The organism is Lactococcus sp. bn62, from assembly GCF_029492705.2.
In the GTDB taxonomy this organism is placed as follows: Bacteria; Bacillota; Bacilli; order Lactobacillales; family Streptococcaceae; genus Lactococcus; species Lactococcus petauri.
Window position 1 is genome coordinate 1,565,650 of record NZ_CP120417.1, and the last position, 16,033, is coordinate 1,581,682.

16 protein-coding genes and 1 pseudogene are annotated in these 16,033 nt (G+C 38.0%); 2 read left to right on the forward strand and 15 right to left on the reverse strand.

The genetic code is table 11. The features are described 5' to 3' along the window. The first annotated feature begins 75 nt into the window (after positions 1-75). Positions 76-1,134 (forward strand): FUSC family protein, encoded by a 1,059-nt coding sequence (locus P3G65_RS08085; protein ID WP_019335403.1) that lies wholly within the window; start codon positions 76-78, stop codon positions 1,132-1,134. Positions 1,135-1,824: 690 nt separating this feature from the next. Further along, positions 1,825-2,982: pseudogene (locus tag P3G65_RS08090) on the forward strand (IS3 family transposase). Here P3G65_RS08090 and P3G65_RS08095 read toward each other — a convergent pair. The 15 genes from P3G65_RS08095 to P3G65_RS08165 all read right to left on the reverse strand — a co-directional run bounded on the left by P3G65_RS08095 (position 2,979) and on the right by P3G65_RS08165 (position 15,927). Continuing rightward, entirely contained in the window at positions 2,979-3,176 is a 198-nt protein-coding gene (locus P3G65_RS08095; protein ID WP_040087131.1) for a helix-turn-helix domain-containing protein, read from the reverse strand. The pseudogene P3G65_RS08090 and the gene P3G65_RS08095 sit on opposite strands and share 4 nt — an antisense overlap. Before the next feature lie 186 nt (positions 3,177-3,362). Then, on the reverse strand, positions 3,363-3,722 hold the full coding sequence (locus tag P3G65_RS08100; RefSeq protein WP_019291578.1) for a hypothetical protein: 360 nt from the start codon (positions 3,720-3,722) through the stop codon (positions 3,363-3,365). Beyond that, the gene (locus tag P3G65_RS08105; protein ID WP_019291579.1) at positions 3,710-4,210 is read right to left on the reverse strand and encodes a hypothetical protein; all 501 of its coding nucleotides are present in this window, start codon (positions 4,208-4,210) and stop codon (positions 3,710-3,712) included. Before P3G65_RS08105 ends, P3G65_RS08100 begins: the two co-directional genes overlap by 13 nt. Positions 4,211-4,233: 23 nt before the next feature. Beyond that, on the reverse strand, positions 4,234-4,356 hold the full coding sequence (locus P3G65_RS08110) for a hypothetical protein (protein ID WP_258175758.1): 123 nt from the start codon (positions 4,354-4,356) through the stop codon (positions 4,234-4,236). Positions 4,357-4,627: 271 nt separating this feature from the next. Continuing rightward, positions 4,628-5,113, reverse strand: a complete 486-nt coding sequence (locus P3G65_RS08115) for a hypothetical protein (protein WP_019291580.1) — start codon at positions 5,111-5,113, stop codon at positions 4,628-4,630. A 106-nt stretch (positions 5,114-5,219) separates the two neighbouring features. Then, positions 5,220-5,735: a DUF6273 domain-containing protein gene (locus tag P3G65_RS08120; RefSeq protein ID WP_029346096.1), complete on the reverse strand. Its 516-nt coding sequence runs from the start codon at positions 5,733-5,735 to the stop codon at positions 5,220-5,222. A 21-nt stretch (positions 5,736-5,756) separates the two neighbouring features. Beyond that, positions 5,757-5,885, reverse strand: coding sequence for a hypothetical protein (locus P3G65_RS08125; protein ID WP_255566819.1), 129 nt, complete (start codon positions 5,883-5,885; stop codon positions 5,757-5,759). After that, positions 5,882-6,313, reverse strand: a complete 432-nt coding sequence (locus P3G65_RS08130) for a hypothetical protein (protein ID WP_029346097.1) — start codon at positions 6,311-6,313, stop codon at positions 5,882-5,884. Before P3G65_RS08130 ends, P3G65_RS08125 begins: the two co-directional genes overlap by 4 nt. A 116-nt stretch (positions 6,314-6,429) precedes the next feature. Beyond that, positions 6,430-6,822 (reverse strand): hypothetical protein, encoded by a 393-nt coding sequence (locus P3G65_RS08135; RefSeq protein ID WP_019291581.1) that lies wholly within the window; start codon positions 6,820-6,822, stop codon positions 6,430-6,432. Between the two features lie 247 nt (positions 6,823-7,069). Next, a complete protein-coding gene (locus P3G65_RS08140) occupies positions 7,070-9,055 on the reverse strand; it encodes an ATP-binding cassette domain-containing protein (protein WP_019291582.1) in 1,986 nt (661 codons plus the stop codon). An 88-nt stretch (positions 9,056-9,143) separates the two neighbouring features. Next, positions 9,144-9,785, reverse strand: a complete 642-nt coding sequence (locus tag P3G65_RS08145) for a MarR family winged helix-turn-helix transcriptional regulator (protein ID WP_019291583.1) — start codon at positions 9,783-9,785, stop codon at positions 9,144-9,146. A 99-nt stretch (positions 9,786-9,884) separates the two neighbouring features. Beyond that, complete coding sequence (cydC, locus tag P3G65_RS08150; RefSeq protein ID WP_019291584.1) at positions 9,885-11,603, reverse strand: thiol reductant ABC exporter subunit CydC; 1,719 nt, start codon at positions 11,601-11,603, stop codon at positions 9,885-9,887. Between the two features lie 31 nt (positions 11,604-11,634). After that, complete coding sequence (gene cydD, locus P3G65_RS08155; protein ID WP_019291585.1) at positions 11,635-13,341, reverse strand: thiol reductant ABC exporter subunit CydD; 1,707 nt, start codon at positions 13,339-13,341, stop codon at positions 11,635-11,637. A gap of 145 nt (positions 13,342-13,486) precedes the next feature. Beyond that, complete coding sequence (gene cydB / locus P3G65_RS08160; protein ID WP_019291586.1) at positions 13,487-14,482, reverse strand: cytochrome d ubiquinol oxidase subunit II; 996 nt, start codon at positions 14,480-14,482, stop codon at positions 13,487-13,489. Then, positions 14,479-15,927 carry a cytochrome ubiquinol oxidase subunit I gene (locus P3G65_RS08165; protein ID WP_019291587.1) on the reverse strand — a complete coding sequence of 483 codons (1,449 nt, stop codon included), beginning with the start codon at positions 15,925-15,927 and terminating at the stop codon, positions 14,479-14,481. The genes cydB and P3G65_RS08165 overlap by 4 nt, the downstream gene beginning before the upstream one ends. Positions 15,928-16,033 lie beyond the last annotated feature (106 nt).

Consider the following 16,033-nt stretch of genomic DNA (forward strand, 5'->3'; position numbering starts at 1 on the left):
TACTTTACTTAATAAATAGCTATTATTCTCTTTTCAAAATTTTTTTGTTAAGTAATATTCTATAGGAGATCATATATGAACTTTTATCAACTGTTACAGCTAGACCCTAGTACATTAAAATACAAAGTCCATAATACTGATGATAAAAAAAAGAAGATAAAATTTATGCTTTGTTTATCACTAAGAGCAATATTAATAGTTTTGTTTGCAATCTTTTGGATAACTTCTCTAACTTTTTTATTTAGTAAGGACACTTCATCACTTGCCCTTATTTTATTTTGTATTTTATTAAATTTACGCTTTGTACCTTTTGGCTATAAACTAAAGCAATCTATAATTGGCTTAGGATTTGTACTATTTCTATTCTGGTTAGCACCTTTTATTTATTTAATACCTTATGCAACGATTCAACTACTATTCCATTTTAGTATTTTATTATCGCTATTTTTGATTACTGGTAAAGAGCCTAAAATGGGAAATCCTGCATTATACTCGTTTTCCTACCTTTATCTTATTGGAACAACTCAATATACATCAACTTCTCAAATCTTACATTCCTTTTTTATCTTATTGTTCACTTATATACTATTTTCTATAATATATTATAAAAAATTTAAGTCTTTAAATGAAGATATTTCTTTTACATATATCATAAAGGAAGGTATTAATTTTAATAAGAAAAGTATTTGGTTTTTCTACTATGCCTTAGGAATCAGTTCATTGCTTGTCTTAGGAAATTATCTTCATATAGATCGATTTATGTGGGCAACCTTTGCTTGTTCTTCACTATTTTCTGGATATGATACATTTAAAATATCAAACCGAGCAAAAGAACGTATTGTAGGAGTTATTTTAGGCTCAATTTTATCAGGTATACTCTTATTTGTCATTCCTACAAATTTTCTTGGTATGTTAGGTGGAGTCAGCTTGGGTTTTTGTGCAACTTATCAAAACAAAACAATATTTAATTGTATTGGAGCAATAACTGTAGCAACATTAATATTTGGACTAAAAACTTCAATCTTCTTACGTATATTGCTTAATATATTGGGTATTGTCTATGGTCTTTTATATCATTACATTTTCACAAAAATTTTAAAGTATTTGTTAAAGCGAAAAAAATATGCATTATAATATCAAGGAGTAATGAAAGTACCGAATAATAGCTGTCCCAGATTTAAAAATCTAGCTAGCTATTATTCGGTACTTTACTTTTACCTTTTACAGAGTAATCTTTTATTATTATTTTTAGAGAAAAAATAAAGCCTCCCTAATTAGAGAGACTAAACAAAATAAGCAATGGGATAACCTATTCAATACTATGAAACTTATTAAAAATAAAGAAGATTTGTATCCCGTATTTTTATTTTAACAAAAATTTATCCCTTCTTTCAACCGTTTAAGGTAGGTCAATCAAATTATATTAATAAATAATTTTGCCGCAAAAAAACTTCTTACTTTGAAGAGGCTTCCTGTGAGATAACTATTCTGTATTATATTAAAAACTCGAAGTAAAGGTTCATGGATTTTGCAATCATTTAAATCTTACTAAGATAACAATCTAAAATATAGTGGAAAGGAAGTTATCTCACAACATTTATTTTATCAAAAAAACTTTTTTGAAATCAAGTCATTATGGTTTCTCAATATAATCCATATATTCATAAAATCTCGTTGTCTTTATTTTCCATTGTTTCCCAGGATTTAGAAAAATCTTTATTTTTAAATAATGAAGCTAACCCATTTTGGAGCTATACTATAAAAGTGGACAGAAAATTGTGTGTTATAATCTGTCTATTAAGACACAAAAATGAAAGGACTTTTATGTCAGGTTTTAAACGTTACGACGAGGAATTTAAGCAATCTCTCGTTAATCTCTACCAAACAGGTAAAACTCAATCCGAACTCTGTAAAGACTATGGTGTCTCCCCTTCTGCACTTGCAAAATGGATCAACCAGTACTCTCAAGTTCGTCTTGAAGATAATACGGTCTTGACTGCTAAACAGATTCAAGAATTACAAAAAAGGAATGCCCAACTCGAAGAAGAAAATCTTATCTTAAAAAAAGCAAGTGCCATATTCATGCAAAACTCCAAGTGAGATTAAAAGCAGTCTATAGACTCCGATTTGAACACACGACAGTTATGCTCTGTCGTGTTTTACATGTCAATCGTTCCACCTACTATAACTTCATAAACAAGAAGCCCTCAAAACGTGAAATAGAAAATCAACGCTTGAGAAAATTACTCCTTGAGATTTATATGAAAGCCAAGAAAAGAATTGGAACGAGAGCTTTTAAAATTATTCTCCTGCGTGATTATGGCGTTAATATTTCTGAGGGGCGTATCTTAAGACTTCTAAAGTCTATGACACTCCCTAAAATGTCAACGATTAAACCTAGAGTTAAATCAAAACACTCTCCTGCATTTTCTTCTGATAATCTCCTTAAACAAGAATTTAATCCTAAGTCCCCGAATCAAGTATGGACAACTGATTTCACTTATATTTCTATAGGACATAGACGGCATGTTTATCTCTGCGCCATCCTTGACCTCTACTCTAGAAAATGTATTGCTTGGAAAGTAAGTGACAGGATTGATGCTAAACTTGCCTGTGACACATTAGGGATGGCTATAAATAAGAGGAAGCCTAAGGAACCAATCATTTTTCATTCGGATCAAGGTAGCCAATTTAAATCAGCTTCCTTTAGAAAAATATTAGATGAGCATCAATTGCTTGCTTCTTACTCCAAACCTGGATATCCTTATGATAATGCTGTCACTGAGGCCTTTTTCAAGTACCTCAAACAACGGGAAATAAACAGAAGAACTTATCACTCCATTCAAGAAGTTCAACTCTCTTGCTTTGAATACATCGAACAGTTTTATAACAACTATAATCCTCATTCCGCAAACAATGGTTTAACTCCAAATCAGAAAGAAGAAAACTATTTTAAGAAAATATAGCTCATTTTGTGTCTAAATATTTGACATTAGTCCAACTGATAGTTCCTCTAATATCAAGATTAATTTATCAAATTTTAAAAGAGAGTTACCATTTTCAAACTTAGATAAAGCTGCTGGTGACACCCCTAAATGTTCAAAATCTGTTAATTTAAATCTTCTTTGTTTACGTAATTTTCTTAGTGTTTCTCCGTATTTCTTGTATACAACCATAATAATCATCCTTTTCTCACTATAATTGTTATAAATTGCACAAAACCGAAAAATATTCTATCATTTTCTATTTTTATTTGTCAAGACAGTCAAAATAATAGTAGAGTAAGAAAAATAATACCAGACCTCGCAAGAAATTGTGAGTAATTAAAAAAATAATCCTAGGGGGATGGATTATTTTCTTTGTTATTGTCTTAGATGATAAGCTAAATAAAGTTCCAACAATGTATCGTAATAATAATCCTCATAAGTTGATACTTTTCTTCCATTTTTAGATACAACTTCGTCATCCCTATTATTTCTGATAGAAACAGAAATTGAAAAAAATCTTACAAATTGCATCATACATAGTGAGAACATTCTTGTATTATTAGAAAATACTTTGTCAGCAAAATCCAGAGGAGGAGCATCTTCTGCTATCTTGGATTCTTCACCACATTTTTTATTTATAACTTCAGCAAGATAATCGTCAAACGCTGGCTTATAAGTTCCCAGAGGTGTTTGTGATTCCTTTACTGGAATATTAGGAATTTCTATTCTGACCATTCCCTCCAATTTCGTCTCACCATAGTCACTAAGCCCTCTATGAAAATATTTTGCATCATTATATAAATAACAATCTTTAGTACTACATAATCCACTCTCAAAAGCATCTGCAGACAAGTAGTCATGAGACTCGGTACCCAATCACTCGTTCCAGGGAGTCTAAGGGTAATGTTTTCTTGTCTCAATATTTCATTTTTTACACCTTCTGGTTGTTTACCGAATTCTAAATATATTTGATGGGAGCATTTCTTTTTGTTTTTCCATTCTTGTAGAGCTGGTAAATCTTTAACGTTTGAAGCTACCATGCACCATGGGAGTAAATTTATTTCCGACTGATTATCTATGATAAAGTTTCGAGCTAGTTCTTCATTTCTTTCCCTATCATGCTTTTTTTCATCCTTTTTCTGGAGATAATAAATTAAAAATGTCAAAAAAATTGTTGCGCAAAGAGATAATATATCTACTATTAAGCTTACTTGTTCAAACATTAATTACCCTCATAAATAAAAAATCATAGATTATTTTTATCCAAATATATTTGCCACTCTCTTAACGCACAGCCACCTTCACTACTTCCACTTCTCAAAGCTTCTGAAGCTAAATTTCTATAAAAAATATCTTTTACTTCACTCAAAATTTCTAACTCATCATTTAATATGCAGATTAAGAAGCAAGTACTCTAATGCTAAACAGTAAGATATGCATCCATCTTTATAAAAAAATCTATTAAAAATGCTCCAAAAGCTTGCGCTCTTAGCACCAACGGCAAAATTACGTGTGTAATATTATTTGTATAACAGTTGTTGTAATTACTATGATTAAACAATAAAATAGGACTTCAGAATGCGGCTAAAGTAACCGTCATAAAAAAAAAGGAAATTCCAAATAGAGATTTCCTTTTTTTATTAAACCCACTCTTGCTTCAACACAAAGAATGACCCACGTATCTCGCCAGCAAGTTTTGAGCGTTGGCGGGCAAATTTGAATTTCCCTTCTAGTTCTTGTGGAATTTCCATCCCTGCAGAAAGTTTGAAGCCGACAGCACGTTTGGGTTTCTTCCCTTCCTCAGCTGTTTTCTCATAGAGAACGTTAAGGACCAAGCCATCTTCAAAGTAAAACTCTGGCCAGTAGATGTCTTCGTCTTCATAAATCGCGACCTCCAAAATGGGAGATGAAAACTCAAGATCGCGCTCCTCTTTCAGCAGTTTTTTCAACCAAGCGACTTCTTTTTCCTTTTCCATAGCAGGAAAAGTGATATATTCGAATTTATATTTATTCCAGAAATAACGGGCTTCATTGGCGCGTAAGCCTGCAAGGCTTTCTGCTACAGGTGAACTTTCAAGTCCTGTCGTTTCCACCTGTCCTTCTTTAAAATTAACTTTATATACCATAAACACCTCCTGCGTTTTTTTCTTTATTATAGCAGAAATTAATGACAATACACTGCGCTTAGGCTTTGTTAATTTTTGCTCTATACATGCTAGTTTTCTGTAGAGCTTACTGGTAGATGATGAGGGCGGGGCGGACTCCCCAAGAAACAAAGTCAAACGTGAGATTACCCCAACCTAAAGCACTAGCTCCAGCCACAATCCAAGCATTAGTAGCACTCTCAGGGGTTCGTAGCCACCAATGTCCAACCGCTACCTCATCGTCTAATGCTACACGTTCTCCCGGGTTCCTAAAGCCGTCAGTACGTGACAAGTGGTCCACATCAGCTAAAGAAAGAGCAAAAACACGATGAGCGCCATTCGGAGCAAATACTGTTCTATCATTAGCAACAGTTGAATTAGATGCTAAATTGGCTATGAGAAAGTTATTGGCTTCACGCGTGAAGGAACCCATACCTGTCGTAAAGGTGTTAGCACCGAAGCCGCTGGCTACTGGCATAATATAACCCTCTCGAAATCGTTCCGGAAGCGCATTAAACCAGCTCGTAAGTTCATCCTCTTGCTCGTTCCAAGAAATTCCAGAAATCCGATGATTACGGATAATCATGTGATTGCCATTGTTCATATCTTCCAAATATCGGAACTGTTATCCGCTAGTCGTAAAGAGTCGCCCTGGCTGCATACGACTAAAGTTAAAGACACTGATAGTATAATCTATACTAGAAATTGGGTTACCGTCCCCATAGTCTCTAATCTCCGCAATCAGTTCACTCACTGCTCCTGCAGTAGATTCATCTTGGAACTCTTGGTCTGGACAATCAACTCACTGCTTACATGAATACCGTAATAATAAGAACCATTAATCTTATCTGCTTCTGGTCTCATGTGAGCCGCATCTATGAGATAAGAGGTTGCTTGTCCGCCATTGAGCTGATTTGCCCAATAAGCCCAGCCTGTTTCATGGTCAATGACCCAGTAGTTTCCAATCGCATCAAGAGTGTCCCGGTAGCGTGTGTGCCACTCCTGTAGGGTTATTGGTGCCTTATCTTGAATCAAGTTTTGTGCTGTCTCACGTGTAATCATTGCGCCTGGCCACTGTCCAGTATTGGTATAGGTTTCTCCTTCAGGCCAATAAGCAGCCTCGCCACTTCCGGGATGTGTTGCTCGTGGATAGAGTTCCCCATTTTCTAATCTATAGCTCAAGTCACGGGCATGTCCTGCGGCAGCTGTGATAGGTTATCCCAAGCTGTGTTAAAAGTTGGCAGATACCAAGGTGCATCTTGACCTCCACGTGTCCAACCAAAGGTTAAATCGGAATACTAGTTAAAAGCAGCTGAGGGATTATCACTTCTACATTGAGAAACATTGTTTGCTTCTGGAAGATAAGGGATCCAGCTATCCAAATCATCACGCCCACCGCCTGCAACTTGCCGCCAACCGGTACTTCCTCTGTCCTGTATCTCCATAAATTCCGACAACTTCAGTCTGACCATGATAGGTTCTTGTCCAAAGTTCTCAACAAAGATATCTTTATTTTCTGTATCACTATTGTAGTAATCGTGTACCCGCCCACCGTAATTTGCTGGGTTTTCCCGCAAGCGGTCATTGATGGCTTGTTGGTTAAAGGCTTGAAAGGCGAAAGTACCGCCAATTACACCAAGTAGAGCTAAGATGGCGATATTCCGTAGCTTGCGTTTCTTTTCTGACGTCATAAGTTTCTTCCTTCATCAAGATAGAGAAAACAACTGACACCTATTGCTGTGCTGTGCTGAAAGATTATAGTTCATTACAATTCCTCATCAAGCAGTACGTCATTTTAAATTAACACCCGTATAATTTAATTGTAATATTTCTAAAACGAAATTCAAAATGAAATAAAGAACCCCATCTAAAAAATATTTATATGAATTTATTCAGCAAAAATAAGTTCTGCTTTTCAGCAGAACTTATCCATATATATTAATCAGCAGCCAAGGCTTCGATAGTGTTCAAGCGTGCTGCACGTGCTGCAGGTGCAAGACTTGAGAGTAAAGCGATAATCAGCGCGATGATTACGGCAAAGATAATATGGGCAGAAGTAATCTGAACGATATTTCCGCCGACTAAGCTATGCAAAGCTTTGTTGATGATGCTTTGTCCCGTAAAAGCAAGAGCAATCGCAATAACTGCAGATGACAAGCCCAGGATAACACTTTCGGCTGTGAACATGCGAGAAACATCTTTACGACGTCCACCTAAGGCACGAAGGACACCAATTTCTTTAGTACGTTCGGCAACAGACATATAAGTTGTTACCACAATCATAAAGATTGAAACGATCAAGCTAATACCAGCAATGGCAGCCAAGACAGTTGAGACAATCCCTGTAATATCTGTGATTGTATCTAACATACTACCGATATTTGTTGAGGCAAATACGAGTTTGTCATTGTCTTTGATATCATTGATAGCTTTGCTTACATCTTTAACTTTATCTGTATCTGTCACAGTAACGTAGGCTGTGTTTGGCATCGCATCGATATTATTTGCAGTAAGCATTTCTTTCAATGCCTCTGTTGAAGTCAAAGTACCAACCATTGGCATGTCTTGCAAGACGCCTGAGATTTCCATATCTTCTGTGATAGTCACAGGAGTATTGTTTTTATCCACAGTTTGGAAGCTTACCTTGACTGTTTTACCAATCACAGCTTTCCAGTCTTTTGCTTCATATGCTTTTTGATCAAACTTCTTCATGTCTGCTTCAGAGATAACGATTTGTTTACCTTTAGGTTCTGAACCCGCGTGTAATGTTGAAGACTGAATCATCGGTGTCCAAGACATAATCGCTTGGCTACTAGTTGTTTGCCCCTTATAGTCAAGAGTCACAGCACCTGCTTTTGTAATCCCTGCATCCACAGTTTTAACATTATCCAAGTCCTTCAACTTGTTAATGTTTTTATCAGAGATACCCAGCATTGTTTGCTGCGCAATTGAGAAGGCTTCATCATTATCTTTACCCTGATTATTTGCAGGATCACGTTGAACCACGGAAATAATATTAGGGTTTGCCAAACTTGTAACCTGATCATTCATATATTTTGTTGCCCCAGTACCTAAACCGAGGAAGAAAATAACTGAGAATAAGCCAATGGCTGTACCTATAGCAATGAGAAGATTGATTTTCCAAGTATTTGTAAAGTGCTTAAAGGCTGTTTTAACCACATCACCATAAGAAAGAGCCTTTGTCTTGAAAGACTTTGCTTCATCTGGCACAGGATAAGCTGGCTTGTCACGCTCATCTCCGATAATCTGTCCGTCTGCCAGAAGAATCGTACGTGTCCCATAGTCAGCGACTTCTTGAGAGTGAGTGACGACAATGACTGTCTTACCAGACTGTGCGATTTGGCGGAGAAGGGCCAATACTTCTTTCGTATTTTGCGAATCGAGCGCTCCTGTAGGCTCATCAGCAAGGATAATCTCAGGATCGCTGGCCAAAGCCCGCGCAATGGCTACACGTTGTTTTTGCCCGCCAGATAACTGTGCGGGTTTTTTCTTACGGTGTTCGTAAAGGCCAACTTGTTTGGTTAGCTCAACTGCACGTTCGACACGTTCTTTTTCTGATAGGCTTGTCATTTTCAAGCTAATCAAGATATTGTCAAGCACACTTAAGTAGTTGATTAAGTTGAAAGACTGGAAGATAAAGCCGATAGTATCACGGCGATAGGCATCCATATCTTTTTCTTTCTTCGCCTTTTGCGCGACGCCATCGATGATAACATCACCATCATATTCACGGTCCAAGCCACCGATGATATTCATCAGGGTTGATTTACCACCACCGGACTCACCGAGTAAGCTGACAAAGTCTCCACGCTCAAACTCAAGGTCAATCCCCTTGAGCACCGGAAATTCATCTTTACCTAAAAAGTATGATTTCCTAATGTTTTTTAATTCTAATACGGGCATAATTTCTTCTTTCTAATAATAAAGATATTTCTATTATACCTTAAATTGTAACAAAGAACTTAGGACCTTAGACTGATTTAAGCTTATTTTAAAAATCGTCCCAGTTGTCGTCTCTTCTGCTGCGTGGATTATGGCCAAAATTCCAGGGGTTATGAGCATCTCGCATCTGACGGCGCATTTCTTTTCTCATCTTTGCTTCCATTTCTCTACCCATATGATGCATCATTCGTGGGTCAAAGCCGCCAGGACGCATGCCACCACCAAAGCGGAAATCACATTCCTCATCAGCTGGATTAGCTTCTTCAAGTTTTTCCAAAATATTAATCAGTTGAACTTGTTCTTCTTCTGTAAGATTACCAAAGATGCCTTCTGATAAGTTATCTTGACTTTCTTTACGTTCAACTTGAGCTTGCTTGCCTTCTTCCGTCAAGAAAACACGGCTCACTCGCTTATCATTTTCGTCTGTAACACGTTTAACTAAGCCACGTTGCTCTAAGCTCTTCACTTGAGCAGTTACACTTGAAGGTCGGATATCTAAGATTTCAGCGATTTCAGCATTAGTCAGCCCATCAGCCTTCCAGAGTTCAATCAGAAGCCCTTGTGCGCCTGTACGAGATTTTTTTTCTCCGAGTCGACTTGTCATTCTTTCCATATGCAAAGCCATGAGAAGTTGAGGATTATGAAGTAGTTTTGAAAAGAGGTGTAATAATTTATTTGTTTCTGCTGACACAGTTATTCTCCTTAATATTTAGTTTAACTCATATAAAAGCTAACAAAACACATTTTAATACTTTTATTTCGTTTTGTCAATATAAAAAACTAACGACTCTTAATCATCGTTAGTTCCTAAGTCCATTTGATAAAGCTTACGGAAGTCTTCATTGTGTTCAAGAAGGTATTCCGGTTGATCATCAAGCTTGATTTTACCTTTTTCTAAAAAGATAACACGATCCATGTGCTGTACACCCAACAGATGATGAGTGATAAAGATAATCGTTTTGTCTTTTAAGCGCTCAAAGAAGAGACGCAACAGTTGATTTTCGGTAATCGGGTCTAGCGAAACCGTCGGTTCATCTAAGATAACCATATCGACATCAGACAGCAAAATACGTGCTAAGGCTAAACGCTGACGTTCCCCCCCTGAGAAACGTAGGCCTGCTTCATCCACGACCTCGTTGAGTTGATTAGGCAGGGAAGCCACCAGTTTTTTCAAGCCTACAAGCTCTAAAGCATTCCAAATTTCTTCGTCACTGGCATCAAGCCGAGCCAAGCTAAGATTGGAACGGATGCTGGCATTGAAAATATATGGGCTTTGGTTAATGACACCAATCTTTTCTTCAACATTATTGGCATAAGCTGGTGCAATTCCGGACAAATCCAAAGTCCCTTGCTGTGCAATAAGATCCCCACGGATAAGGCTTGCTAAGGTTGATTTACCTACTCCTGAGCGACCTAAAATCGCGACATGCTCTCCTTTTTTGATATGGAGATTTAAGTCATCAAAGATAAGCTTGTCATCAAAAGCAAAACTTAAATTAGAAATTTGTAAGTCTGTCTCCGTAATCGTTTCTTGTCGCACCTCTTCCTTAACATCAGGTAAATCATTGAGACGCTGAACAGAATCACCATAACGTTGTGTCTCAACAACAGCGTCAGACAAAGGTGCAAAGGCATCAAACAAAGGAAAGGCAGCTAAAGAAACAGCGGCAATGTAGTTCAGTGCATCTCCCGCATTTAAGGTTGAACCTGACCAAACAATCAGATAGACCACAAGTAAAGCAAAGATGAGCTGCAACACAAGGTTACGTTTCCTTACATAACTCAGTAATTTTTCTTGAATCTGACGTGCTGCTTTTTCTGAGGTTTGATAATCAAGCAAGAAATCTTCTTTTCTGCCTGATAAAACCCAGTCTTGCAAACCTAAAACATCATCTGTCAAGTCTGAAAAGAGTTGATTCCGGTAATTTTTCAAATCTCGGTCATATTTGGCTGACACTTTGAGTGATACGTAAGGAAGCACAATAACCATCAAGCCTAAGAAAAAGGCAACCACAAGAGCCAGGGTTATCGAGAAAACACCTGAAGCGATGATGAGAGCTACAGATAAAGAGCCCACAATCATCAAAGGGAAAAGAGTCCGTAAGAATAAGTCTTGAATATTCGCTATATCTTCATTAAGCAGACCAAGAAGGTCACCTAACTTGTAACGTTCAGACAAACCAATCGCCGATTTTTCCAATCGAAGATAAAGCTTACGACGAAGATTACTGGTGATGCGTAAAATCCAGTTGTGGGATGTTAAGCGTTCAATATAGCGCACCACAGGCCGTGAAATACCAAAGACACGTACCATCAAAACAGGCACATAGATAATCAAAATGTTTTCGGGTTTAGTTGCTGATTTTGAAATCACGTAGCCCGCTGAAAACATAAGCAGGCCAGCGCAAAACATCGTTATTGTTCCTAAAATAGTCGCAAGAATCATTCCGAAACGATATTTACGCAGAAAAGGTGTGATCCAATCATTATTGAAAAGAATCTTCTTCATTTTTTCTCCATTGTTTTTACAATCATGCTGTTTAACCTCTCATCTCACGCAAGAGCTCTTGATAGTATGTATTAGTCGTTAAGAGTTCTTTATGTGAACCTGCAGCTTCGAGCTTACCTTCATTGAGGACGAGAATTAAGTCCATCTGAGGCAGCCAATGCAAGCGGTGAGTCGCCAAAAATACGAGCTTATCCTCAAAGAGTGGCAGAATATTTTTCTTTATCTCCAGTTCCGTTTCTACATCAAGGTGCGCCGTTGGCTCGTCAAGGAAAAGAATATTTCTTTCTTGAGAGAGAAATGCTCGTGTGAGTGCCACACGTTGCATTTGCCCCCCAGATAAGGTACGACCTCCTGCACCAATATTTGCATCCAACCCGATTTCTTCTAGCAAGTTTTTCAAACCGGCAAGCTCAGCTGCATGAATGATGGCTTCATCTGTAGCTTCTGGCTGATAAAAGGCTAAATTAGCACGTAAAGTTCCTGCAAAAATATAAGTGTTTTGAGGGATAAATTGTAAAGACTGGCGGAATTTTTCATCGTTAAGTGAGGTCAGCTGAAATTCATTGAGCTGGATTTCGCCCGCACTGGGCTTAAGAAACCCTGAAAGCATACTTAACAATGTCGATTTACCTGACCCCGATTCGCCGACAATGGCTACCTTGGTAAAGCCTTGAAGTTCCAAATTGATATTTGAGACACCACGTCCTGTTTCAAAAACTTTACTCAAATTATGGAGCTTCAGTTGTGACTGCTCTGTCCAACGGATAGGCTCTGGTAAAACTTCTGTTAGATAATCTTCTGTTTGCAACACTTCATTAACACTGGCGTAAGCATTTTTACCATTTAGCGTTGCGTGGTAGTCCGAGGCAAAGTCACGCAAAGGTAAGAAATATTCCGGAGCTAAAATCAAAGCAGCCAGGGCTGGGAACAAGAGAATGGCGCCGTTCATAAGACGTAGTCCTAAGAACAAAGCCACCGTAGCCACAGACAAGGTTGCAAAGAAATCAAGTGCAAAGGTCGAGAGAATTGCGACACGTAACGTAGCCATTGTTGCTTTACGGAAACGTTCTGACGTTTGATAAATGGAATTGGCATATGTTTTTGATAAGCCAAAATATTTTAAGGTCGAAATCCCGCGGAGCGAATCTAAGAAGTGATTGGATAAAAGTTGGAAACTCTTATACTGTCTGTCTGCCTGCCCTTGTGCAGCATATCCCAACAAAATCATGAAGATTATGGCAAAGGGAAAGGCAATCGCCAATACAATCGCCGTCTGCAAATCCAAAAAGGCAATCGCAATCAGCAAGAGAATTGGTATGATCATCATGTTCAAAACTTTAGAAAGAACCAATTTGATATAAGTTTCGACCTCATCAATACCAGAAATAACTGTCGATGTCAGATTCCCTGTTCCCATTTCACGTGAGACGGAAGGTCCAAGTTTAAAGGCTTTTTCAAGAATCTGTCCACGCATATCTGCTGCTAAACGGTAAGAAACCTTATCGAGCATATATTGACGTAAAAAGTTTACTACTTCTCGCCCAAAAAAGCTCAGGAAAAAGCCAATAATATAGATCAGAACCTGCATGAGTTCTTGATCTTGCCACAATCCTGTTATCGCTTGAGACAGAAATAAAGCCTGTCCTAAAATACAAAGCGCTTGAAGTAGGGCGAGCCCTCCAAGAGCGGGAAGAATCTTACGTACTCCTGGAAGAGTAAATAGAGTTCTGTCAATCATTTTTTAATTACCTATTCTTATTCATATGATAACTTTTATTATAACAAAATATGAGTATCAAGCCTTTGAAGCTGCTTATAAATTCATGCTCTTCTTCACTTTTGTCTAATAAAAAATTCCTTTAAAAAAGGAATTTTAGAATCAATTATTCACTGATACGTTTTCTGAAAATGTAGTAAGTCCAAGCCATATAAGCAAGCACAAATGGCAAGATTGCTATTGTGATGTAGGACATGGTTGTCAAAGTATAGTGTGTTGAGCTTGCATCCTTAATCAATATGCTGTAAGCCGGATTTTCAGCGATCATTACACGTGGGAACAACCCTTGGAAAAGTAAAGCAACCAATGCAAGGAAAGTCAAACCAGAAGATAGGAATGCTGACATTTCATGTTTTTTAGCAACCGAAACATGTGCAAAAACAGTCAAGAGAACGATAACGACTAACAAGCCAATTGTTAAAGCTGCATGTTTTTCAATGAAATCTGTCTTCATAGCAATCAAGAGAGCAAAGACAACTTCACCTGCATAAAGCACAAAGTAAAGTTTGTTTGCAAGGTCATTCGCACGTTTTCGCATGTTTCCTTCTGTCTTCAAAGCAATGTAGTTCAAACCATGTAAGAAACTCATCAAAGCTACAGCAACACCACCAACAAGCGAAAGTGGGTTTACGTATGTTGTGAAGCTGGCATAAATATCACCGCGTGCATCCATCGGAACACCTTGAATCATGCTGGTAAACATAAGCCCAAACAAGAAAGGAATAAAGAAGCTTGTCACTCCTAAAATTATTTCCCAGCCACGCTCTACTTTTTCTGATTCGCTACGGTGACGGAACTCAAAGGTTACCCCACGTAAAATCAAGCAGGCGAGTATTAATAATAAGATATTATAATAGCCAGAGAAAAGTGAAGCATACCAATAAGGGAAGCTGGCAAACATAGCACCGCCGGCTGTCAATAGCCATACTTCGTTCATATCCCAGAAAGGACCGATTGTAGCAATCGCTTGGTTGACTTCACGTTTATTACGTGCCAAAGCCAAAACGCTCATTCCTACACCAAAGTCGAAGCCTTCGAGGAAGAAGAATCCCCCAAAGAGCACTGCAATTAAGATAAACCAAAATAATTGTAATCCGCTCATTTCAAAGCCTCCTCTTCTTTTTCTTCTGATTTAGAATGCTTGTCTTTCCCAAGATTATGGCTACTGAATGGATCTAAATCAACATAAGCTGTTTCTGCCTTATGTGCACTGTCACGCATAATACGGCGTGTCAAGATAATCATGATTGTACCTAAGACACAGAAAAGAAGGAAGTAAACGATATTTGAGAAGAGCAAACTTCCTACTGAAACGTTAGGTGAAACAGAGTCTTTGATGGTAAAGAGTCCATATACAGTCCATGGATAACGTCCCAACTCAGTTACCAACCAACCAGAAGTGATAGCAAGGAATGGTAAGAACATTGACCAACCATAAAGACGCATCATTCCAGGTTTTTCATACATCCAAGGTTTCTTACGGCGTGTCCAGAAGAGCCCAAGAGCTGAAATTAACATGAAGTACATGCTCAAACCAGCCATAATACGGAATGTATAGAAGAGAACTGTAACTGGTGGATAGTAATTCAGATGATCACCATATTTAGCTTCCAGTTCCTTGTTGATTTGATTCATCCCCTCAACTGAACCTGAAGGACGGTGGTAGGTCAAGATTGACAGCACGTACGGTATGCGCACACCGAAAACAGACTTGTGATCAGCTTCGTTAAAGAAAGCAATCATGTCCCAAGCTGCTGGGTCCTCTGTTGTTTCATAAACACCCTCTGTCGCTGAGAATTTCATCGGTTGAGTATTTTTAACTTCCAACATTTGTTGGTCACCAGCCACGAAGTTCCCCATCGCACCGATCAAAGCAACTAAGAGTCCTAAACGCAAGGCTGGTTTAAAGAAATCAGCTTCACGTTTTTTAAGGATTTGGAATGCAGAGATACCGGCAACCGCAAATCCACCAGTTAAGAATGACCCTGTGATAACGTGGGTAAATTCTAAGGTTGTTTGTGGGTTTGTCAATAAAGCTGAGAAACTGGTCAATGTGGCACGACCATCAATAACTTCATAGCCCACTGGATTTTGCATGAAGCTGTTCGCTGCCAAAATCCAAAGTGAAGAAAGCCAAGTTCCGACCATAACTAAGCCAAGTGCCGCCAAGTGCAACTTTTTGCCTATACGGTCCCAACCAAACATCCAAACACCCAAGAATGTTGATTCCATAAAGAATGCAAGCAGTGCTTCTACAGCAAGTGGTGCTCCAAAGATATCACCGACAAATCGTGAATAGTCTGACCAGTTCATCCCAAATTGGAATTCCTGAATAATACCAGTCACGACTCCGACGGCAAAAGATAATAGCATGATTGCACCAAAGAATTTGGTACGTGTTTTCCATTTCTCATCGCCCGTTTTAACATACAATGCTTCCATAATAAAGGTCATCAATGTTAACCCTATCGAAAGGGGAACAAAGAAAAAGTGGAAGATTGTGGTCATGCCAAACTGGAAACGCGCGAGAGTTTCAATTGTCAACATAAAGCCTCCTATTGCTCGAATAAAGGTAAAAGTACACAATTTTCGAGACTAACAAAAAATTAATTACAATTCATTGTAACACTATGAAAGCGTATCGAAAAGGAAT

Bases quoted from the DNA above. Each gene is read 5' to 3' on its own strand.
- P3G65_RS08085 (WP_019335403.1), top strand. From the start codon at position 76: ATGAACTTTTATCAACTGTTACAGCTAGACCCTAGTACATTAAAATAC.
- P3G65_RS08095 (WP_040087131.1), bottom strand. From the start codon at position 3,176: ATGGTTGTATACAAGAAATACGGAGAAACACTAAGAAAATTACGTAAA.
- P3G65_RS08100 (WP_019291578.1), bottom strand. From the start codon at position 3,722: ATGGTCAGAATAGAAATTCCTAATATTCCAGTAAAGGAATCACAAACA.
- P3G65_RS08105 (WP_019291579.1), bottom strand. From the start codon at position 4,210: ATGTTTGAACAAGTAAGCTTAATAGTAGATATATTATCTCTTTGCGCA.
- P3G65_RS08115 (WP_019291580.1), bottom strand. From the start codon at position 5,113: ATGGTATATAAAGTTAATTTTAAAGAAGGACAGGTGGAAACGACAGGA.
- P3G65_RS08120 (WP_029346096.1), bottom strand. From the start codon at position 5,735: ATGAACAATGGCAATCACATGATTATCCGTAATCATCGGATTTCTGGA.
- P3G65_RS08135 (WP_019291581.1), bottom strand. From the start codon at position 6,822: ATGACGTCAGAAAAGAAACGCAAGCTACGGAATATCGCCATCTTAGCT.
- P3G65_RS08140 (WP_019291582.1), bottom strand. From the start codon at position 9,055: ATGCCCGTATTAGAATTAAAAAACATTAGGAAATCATACTTTTTAGGT.
- cydC (WP_019291584.1), bottom strand. From the start codon at position 11,603: ATGAAGAAGATTCTTTTCAATAATGATTGGATCACACCTTTTCTGCGT.
- cydD (WP_019291585.1), bottom strand. From the start codon at position 13,341: ATGATTGACAGAACTCTATTTACTCTTCCAGGAGTACGTAAGATTCTT.
- cydB (WP_019291586.1), bottom strand. From the start codon at position 14,482: ATGAGCGGATTACAATTATTTTGGTTTATCTTAATTGCAGTGCTCTTT.
- P3G65_RS08165 (WP_019291587.1), bottom strand. From the start codon at position 15,927: ATGTTGACAATTGAAACTCTCGCGCGTTTCCAGTTTGGCATGACCACA.